Genomic DNA, 6,793 nt, shown 5'->3' on the forward strand with positions numbered 1-6,793 from the left:
CGACGGTGCTGCTCGCCACCGGCGGACTGGGACAACTCTTCTCGTGCAGCACCAACCCACCCGGCGCGACGGCCGATGGTATTGCGCTCGCACTCGACGCCGGTGCCCGGATCGCGGATCTGGAATTCGTGCAGTTCCATCCGACGGTGCTGTTCGCCGCCGGGTCCACGGGCCGCCGCCCGTTGATCAGCGAGGCGGTGCGAGGAGAGGGAGCTCGGCTTCTCGATGTCGCAGGCAGGCCCTTCATGGCGGGAGTGCACCCGCTCGGTGACCTCGCGCCACGCGACGTGGTGTCCCGCGCCATCGCCGAACTGCTGCACGTCAGCGGTGACGACCACGTGCTGCTGGACGCCCGCATGGTCGAACGCGTCCACGAACGGTTCCCGACCGTGACCGCCTCGTGCCTTGGTGCCGGCATCGATCCGGCGACGGACCTGATTCCGGTGGCACCTGCAGCGCACTATTCGTGCGGGGGCGTGGCGACGGATACGTCCGGACGCACCTCGGTTCCCGCTTGCTGGCCGCGGGCGAAGTGGCGCGCACCGGGCTGCACGGTGCCAACAGATTGGCGTCGAACAGTCTGCTCGAGGGTCTCGTCGTCGGCGACCGTGCGGCCTACTTGGCTGCCGAACGGGTCGGCCGAAGCGGAGGCATTTCGGATGTCGCATTGCCCACGTATCGCCGTATCGACCGCGCGGTGCTGCAGCGCACCATGACCGCCGAGGTCGGCGTCGTACGGGATGCAACGGGTCTTGCTGCAGCGCAACGTATTCTGGCGCACGGCGTGGTATCGGAACCACCGGTCGATGCGCGCGCAGTCGAGGATGCAGCGCTGACCGCTGCGGCAGAGGTGATCGTGCTGGCCGCGTCCGAGCGCCGCGAGAGCCGAGGGTGCCATACCCGACGCGATGTCCCGGAGAGTGATCCGGCGCAACGCCGCAGTCTGTTCGTCGAACGAGATCAGGGCGGGCAGTTGACGATAGTGAACGACGATGTGATGACGGGAGCGCACTGACATGACCGACACCCCGAACGAGGTGAACCCGGGCGTCGATCGCGCGAGGTACTCGCACTGATCAGGACCGCGCTCGACGAGGACCTGCGGTACGGACCCGACATCACCACGCTGGCAACGGTTCCCGAGAATGCCGTCGCCACGGCATCGGTGGTCTCGCGTCACTTCGGCACGATCGCCGGGATCGATGTCGGTCTCCTGGTTCTCGACGAGGTGATCGGAGCCGACCAGTACTCCGTCGTGAACCGCATCGGGGACGGATCCGAGGTCGAACCGGGACAGGCCGTTCTCACGGTCGAGGCCCCGACTCGGGGTTTGCTCACTGCCGAACGCACGATGCTCAACATCGTCTGTCACCTTTCGGGGATCGCCACCGCGACGGCCGGCTGGGTCGCCGAGGTCGCCGACACCGAGTGCAAGATCCGGGACAGTCGAAAGACGTTGCCGGGGCTGCGTTCACTGCAGAAGTACGCCGTTCGTGCCGGCGGCGGCGTCAATCATCGGATGGGTCTGGGCGATGCCGCGCTCATCAAGGACAATCACGTGGCGGCTGCAGGTTCGGTCGTCGCTGCCTTGAACGCGGTGCGGGCTGCGGCTCCCGACATCGCGTGCGAGGTCGAGGTCGACAGCCTAGAGCAACTCGACCAGGTGCTCGGCGAGAACGTAGAACTGGTTCTGCTGGACAATTTTCCGCTGTGGCAGACGCAGATGGCGGTGCAACGTCGCGCCACCCACGCGCCGCAGACGAAGCTGGAATCCTCGGGCGGCCTGACCGTCGACGTGGCTCGGGACTACGCGCGCACGGGGGTCGACTTCCTCGCGGTGGGCGGTCTGACACACTCGGTGACAGTGCTCGATCTCGGCCTGGACATGTAGTCGAGCCTCGCAATGTGAGGACTGCTTTCGAAGATGGAAGTTCAGAGTGTCCGCCTCGACAGTTGGATCTGGGCGGTCCGGTTGTTCAAGACGCGGTCTGCCGCGGCTGCTGCCTGCCGCGGCGGACACGTCCGCGTCAACGGAACTCCCGCCAAACCCGGGCATCGCATCGGCCCCGACGACGAGATCAGACTCCGGGCCGATGGGGTGGAGAAGATCGTCGTCGTGGTGCGGGCCATCACCAAACGTGTCGGCGCAGCGGTCGTTCCCGAGTGCTTGATCGATCGCAGTCCGCCGCCGCCACCGAAAGAAGTTCTGGCCTCCGTACCGAGGCGTGATCGAGGGGCGGGCAGGCCCACCAAGCGCGATCGTCGTGAAATCGACCGACTGCGGGGCCTGGGCCTCTAGTGCTCCCGGCTCCTTTCAGTTACCCATTCTGTTTCTGGCCATCGACGCTTCCCTTGTCATCGCCGCACCGCTTCTGTTGATGTCAGTGGGACTCGGAACAGCTGTTCTGATTCACAATCGAAAGCGTCACCCGGTTCGCTGAAAGATCCCTACGCGCGTGTAGGCAGGGCTGTGCCCTGACGCTTGTGTGGGTCGTCAGGCGGGTTGGCGTGGTTCTTCGTAACCGGTTTCGTCGGGCTGGTCGGGTGGGTACAGCACTTCCTCGGGGTGGTGTGCGTGATTGATCAGCCGCGCCTGCGTGGGTCCATTCCGGTGGGTGGATGCCACAGGGTGCGACCCGGATAGCGATGTCCTGCTCCGGTTTCGGTGGTCGCCCACTTTCCTGGTCCGGTGCCGACGAGTGCGTGGTGCATGTCGCAGCCGAAGGTCAATCCGTCGATGTCGGTGTAGCCGCCGTCGACCCAGTCGGTGACGTGATGGGCTTGGCACCACGTTGCCGGGCGAGTGCAGGAGGGGAAGCTGCAGCCACGGTCGCGGGCGATGAGCACGATGCGTTGATCGGCGGAGGCGATGCGTTTCGAGCGGCCGAGGTACAACGCCCTGCCGTGGTCGTCGAAGATCGTCAGGTAGTGGTGGGCGTGGGAGGCCATGCGGATTGCGTCGCGAATCGAGACGCGGGAGCCGGTGCCGGTCATCGCGTAACCGCAGCCAGCTTCGAGATCTTTCAGTGTCATGGTGACGATAGCGGTGACGGGCAGGCCTCGATGTGTGCCGAGGGTGCCGGAGGCGAGTGTCTGCCGGAGCGCCAGTTTCAGGGCGTCGTGATGGCGTTCGCGTTGGGTGCGGATATCCCGCGCGGCGGCAGCGTCGCGTGCTGCAGCCTTACCCAGCGCTTCGTCGCCGCCGCCGTCTGTATCGGCATCGGCTGTGTCGTCGGGTTCGGCTGTGTCGTCGGGCCCTGTGCCGCAACCGCAGTCGATGCCGTCGCCGGACGAGCCGTCACCGTCGCATGGACCGTCGCCCCACAGTCCCGCATCGCTCGTCGGACCGTCGTCCGGCTGTGGGTGCGGTGGGGTCTCGGTATCGCAGACACCACCCGATGGAGGCGAATCCGGTTCAGCTACTGCAGGATCGGGACGCGCACCGTCACTCTCGGCACCAGGGGTCGTGCTGTCCTTGCTGCCGGAAGTGCTGTCGGTCTCGTCGGTCTCGTCATGGACGACGGACGTCGGGTCCGCGGGGTTGTTGACGCCAGGTTTCGCGGCTTTGGAGAACAGGGCTTCGAGGTAGGCGCGTAGTTCGGGGTCGACGCAGAACTTTCCTTCCGACATACCGTCGGCACCCTGCTCACCGAGGTAGAAGAACGCATCCCTCCGCTTCCGTGGCCTCGGCTTTCCGTCCTCGTCCTCGTCCTCGTCCTCGTCTTCGTCATCGTCGTCGTGGTCGCCGTCGGGGTTGAGGATCGAGTCCAAGTGCGCGACGACCGGCGCGAAGTCGTCGGGCCGGAACTTCTTCGCCTCTGTCACCAATTGCTGTTCGGCGAGATCGCGGGTCTGCGGATCGACACTCGAGGGGAGATGTCTGAAGAATTCGCGGATCATCTGCACATGCTTGGCATTGAGCAACCCCGACCGCAGTGCTTCGGCAGTTCGCGGCAGCAACGGCGGCAGTACTTCACCCGAGAACGCGGTCCGGTCACCCAACTCCGCCGCCAGACGCACTCGTGCACCCGCTGCTCGTGGGGTGATCCGCAGCATCCACGCCACCGACGACGGCACCGACCCCGGATACACATCGAGGCCGTGCTGACCGATGAGTTCGTTGAGCCAGGTGTACGAGTACGCCGACAGGGATCGGGTCAGCATCTCCATCCGTTGGATCACCGCACGCGATCCGCATTCGTCCACGACACCGACGCCTGTTCCGCCAACTCCGCCGCCGCGGACTCGACCCGGTCGACCAACATCGACAACTTCGGATCGGACACCTCAGGGGTGGGCGGCACCGTATCGATGCCGTCCACCCCTGATCCGCCGTCCCCTGAAAGCATGAACAGAATCTACCGCGACCCACCGACACACTCTCGAACACACGTTCTCATGGATTCGGGGCGGCGCGAGATGCAGACGTCAGCGACGCTTGCCGCTGCGTCGGGCGTTCGTCTTCGTCTTGGCAACGGGGCGAGCAGGTTTCGAGGGGTGCGCTTTCTTCTTCTTGAACGGTGTTTCGTCCGACGGTCCGCGTGAGCTGCGGGTCGAGCGGCCGCGGACGATGCCGATGAATTCCTCGATGCGGTCGTCCTCGCGTTCGGCGACCCAGGCCAGTGCAATCTGCGACTGCTCGACGTCGGTCACCGGGCGGTAGACGAGGTCCCTACGGGCGTTGAATCGGGCGACCGAGTGCGGCACGATCGCCACCCCCAGCCCGGCGGCCACGTACTCGAACGTCTCGGCGACGGAATTCATCGGGGGCAGTTCCGGTCGATTGCCGACCACGAGTTCGGTTGCCACCGCTGCCCATTCGGGCACCGTCGCTGGTTCGGCGAGCAGATGCTCGTCGGCGAGATCGGTTGCGGTGACCGAATCGAATGCGGCGACCGCGTGGTCTTTCGGGACCACCACGACCTGCACTTCTTGATAGAGACCGATCGCGTTGAGGCCATCGCGGTCGATCGGCGGTCGAACGAAGCTCACATCGACCGTGCCCTCGTGCAAAGCCGACACCTGTGTCTCCGGCGTCGTCGCCACCACGGACAGCGTGACGTCCGGAAAACGATCCGCCCAGATACGCGTCCACTTCGTCAGCGTCACACCTTCGGCGTATCCGATGGTGAACGTCGTCGGCTCGGCAGCAGCAACCTGCGCGAGTTCCGAGAGCCGATCGTCCTCGGCGATCTCCACCAGCGCCCGCTCGAGCAGATCGCGGCCGTCGGCAGTGAGTTCGGTGGGGGAGGCACCCGGCACGAACAGGTCGACGCCGAGCTGTTCCTCGAGTTCCACGACCGTCTTGCTCAAGCGGATTCGCGAGATTCCCAGCGACTGAGCAGCGCGCGCGAAATGCAGTTGCTGCGCTACCGCCGCGTACCAGCGCAGTGTCTGCACATCGATGTTCACAGTGTCGAGCCTATGGGACGAGGAGGGCAGTGAGGGACGGTGGCGTCGAGAGCGCCGACGGCCGGATAAGCTGTTCCGGTGAGCCCGGAGAACAAGCAGCAGACCATGAAGCCATTGACCGCGGCGAACAAGCTCGGCATCTACCTTCCCGCAGCACCCGAAGAATTCCAGAACTCGATGATCAGCAGGTCCGACCTGGACGCACTGCGCAGCGATCCGCCGCAGTGGTTGACCGACCTGCAGACCAACGGACCCTTCCCGCGCGACGTCATCGCGAAGAAGCTGGGCGTATCCATCGCAGGGCTGGCCCGCGGCGGTGTCACCGAAGCGCTGACCAGCGAGGCGATCGACGAACTCGTCGCCAGCCCGCCCCAGTGGCTCGTTCGCGAGCGTCGCACCCAGGTTCAGGTGCGCAAGGATGCCGAACGCATCAAGGAGAAGCAGGAAGCGCGTCGTACCTCGGGCAACCGACCGACAAAGCTGCGCAACCTCTAGCGCGAGACGATCCCGTCGAGGTAGAGCCACCGGCCGTCCACTCGGACGAAGCGGCTCACCTCACTCATCGAGCCCGCCCCGTCGGGATGCTTGTACCGGGCCTTGAACTCGACGGTTCCCGCGTCGTCGAACAAGCCACCGGCCTCGATTGCGAGAACGTCGAGTCGATACCACCGCTGATCGGGGTCCAACTCCAGTTCGGCCGGTGCAGTGTCGGAATGCCACGATGCGCGGAGATAGTCCACATCTGCGACGGCGAACGCGGTGAATCGTGATCGCATCAGCTTTTCGGCTGTAGGCGCGCTCGCATCGCCGCGCAGGTACGGCTCGCAACAGGCGTCGAACGTGTCACCACTCGAACACGGACACCGTCCGCTCACTCGTCGACTACTTCGACCGTGTAGGTGCCCAGTTCGTGCTCGTCACGCTTGCCGACGTCCTGGATCCAGGTGTTGGCCTCGAGAAGAGTGTCGAACAGTCCCAGTGGAATCGGATCGCCGCCGAGGGCATTCTTCATGTGCACGCGGTACTTCCTCACGGAGTCACGCGCCGAACGGTCGCCAAGAACGTTGCGGCGGCAAAGAACAGCCCGGCGAACGTGCGGTTCATCGTCTTCTGCTGGCGCTGCGATTTCATCAAGCGCAGCACCCGCGAGGCCAGCGAGGTGTACCCCGTCATCACGAGCATGTCGACCGCCACCATCGTCGCGGCGATCACCAGGTACTGAACGACGAGAGGTCGCGTCGGATCTAGGAACTGGGGGAGCACCGCAACCATGAAGACGACGGCTTTCGGGTTGCTGGCGTTGACGAGGAAGCCGCGGGCGAGCATCGTCGTGCCACGGTCCGCCACTGCCGGGGGCGTCGGCGACGTCGGCCGGGGCGGC

The 6,793-nt window shown here is 65.4% G+C and carries 9 protein-coding genes and 1 pseudogene; 4 read left to right on the forward strand and 6 right to left on the reverse strand.

Annotation, left to right across the window (positions count from 1 at the left end; translation table 11 throughout):
• The 3 genes and pseudogenes from RHBS_RS22000 to RHBS_RS22010 form a co-directional block, all read left to right on the forward strand.
• Positions 1-1,015: pseudogene (locus tag RHBS_RS22000) on the forward strand (L-aspartate oxidase); the annotation flags it as partial.
• A 57-nt stretch (positions 1,016-1,072) separates the two neighbouring features.
• Entirely contained in the window at positions 1,073-1,891 is an 819-nt protein-coding gene (gene nadC / locus RHBS_RS22005) for a carboxylating nicotinate-nucleotide diphosphorylase (protein ID WP_128646429.1), read from the forward strand.
• 33 nt (positions 1,892-1,924) lie between these two features.
• Positions 1,925-2,299 carry an RNA-binding S4 domain-containing protein gene (locus RHBS_RS22010; protein ID WP_032394350.1) on the forward strand — a complete coding sequence of 125 codons (375 nt, stop codon included), beginning with the start codon at positions 1,925-1,927 and terminating at the stop codon, positions 2,297-2,299.
• Between the two features lie 284 nt (positions 2,300-2,583).
• Here the strand turns inward: RHBS_RS22010 and RHBS_RS22015 are convergent, their stop codons facing one another.
• The 3 genes from RHBS_RS22015 to RHBS_RS22020 all read right to left on the reverse strand — a co-directional run bounded on the left by RHBS_RS22015 (position 2,584) and on the right by RHBS_RS22020 (position 5,412).
• Entirely contained in the window at positions 2,584-4,164 is a 1,581-nt protein-coding gene (locus tag RHBS_RS22015; protein ID WP_306303568.1) for an HNH endonuclease signature motif containing protein, read from the reverse strand.
• A 14-nt stretch (positions 4,165-4,178) separates the two neighbouring features.
• Positions 4,179-4,349, reverse strand: coding sequence for a hypothetical protein (locus RHBS_RS31925; RefSeq protein WP_306303569.1), 171 nt, complete (start codon positions 4,347-4,349; stop codon positions 4,179-4,181).
• A gap of 79 nt (positions 4,350-4,428) precedes the next feature.
• Positions 4,429-5,412 carry a LysR family transcriptional regulator gene (locus RHBS_RS22020; protein WP_121869659.1) on the reverse strand — a complete coding sequence of 328 codons (984 nt, stop codon included), beginning with the start codon at positions 5,410-5,412 and terminating at the stop codon, positions 4,429-4,431.
• Positions 5,413-5,490: 78 nt separating this feature from the next.
• Between RHBS_RS22020 and RHBS_RS22025 the strand changes: the two genes are divergently transcribed.
• Positions 5,491-5,907: a DUF5997 family protein gene (locus tag RHBS_RS22025; protein WP_121869660.1), complete on the forward strand. Its 417-nt coding sequence runs from the start codon at positions 5,491-5,493 to the stop codon at positions 5,905-5,907.
• Here the strand turns inward: RHBS_RS22025 and RHBS_RS22030 are convergent.
• The 3 genes from RHBS_RS22030 to RHBS_RS22035 all read right to left on the reverse strand — a co-directional run.
• Positions 5,904-6,287, reverse strand: a complete 384-nt coding sequence (locus RHBS_RS22030; RefSeq protein ID WP_121869661.1) for a YchJ family protein — start codon at positions 6,285-6,287, stop codon at positions 5,904-5,906. The genes RHBS_RS22025 and RHBS_RS22030 overlap by 4 nt on opposite strands.
• Positions 6,284-6,424 carry a hypothetical protein gene (locus RHBS_RS29215; RefSeq protein ID WP_236745401.1) on the reverse strand — a complete coding sequence of 47 codons (141 nt, stop codon included), beginning with the start codon at positions 6,422-6,424 and terminating at the stop codon, positions 6,284-6,286. Before RHBS_RS29215 ends, RHBS_RS22030 begins: the two co-directional genes overlap by 4 nt.
• Positions 6,425-6,441: 17 nt before the next feature.
• The coding region (locus RHBS_RS22035; protein ID WP_187298594.1) for a LysE family transporter at positions 6,442-6,793 on the reverse strand (352 nt) is incomplete at its 5' end.

Origin of the sequence: Rhodococcus sp. BS-15 (genome assembly GCF_000813105.1) — a bacterium.
GTDB lineage: Bacteria > Actinomycetota > Actinomycetes > Mycobacteriales > Mycobacteriaceae > Rhodococcoides.

Bases quoted from the DNA above. Each gene is read 5' to 3' on its own strand.
- RHBS_RS29215 (WP_236745401.1), bottom strand. From the start codon at position 6,424: ATGAAGAATGCCCTCGGCGGCGATCCGATTCCACTGGGACTGTTCGAC.
- RHBS_RS31925 (WP_306303569.1), bottom strand. From the start codon at position 4,349: ATGCTTTCAGGGGACGGCGGATCAGGGGTGGACGGCATCGATACGGTG.
- RHBS_RS22015 (WP_306303568.1), bottom strand. From the start codon at position 4,164: ATGCTGACCCGATCCCTGTCGGCGTACTCGTACACCTGGCTCAACGAA.
- RHBS_RS22010 (WP_032394350.1), top strand. From the start codon at position 1,925: ATGGAAGTTCAGAGTGTCCGCCTCGACAGTTGGATCTGGGCGGTCCGG.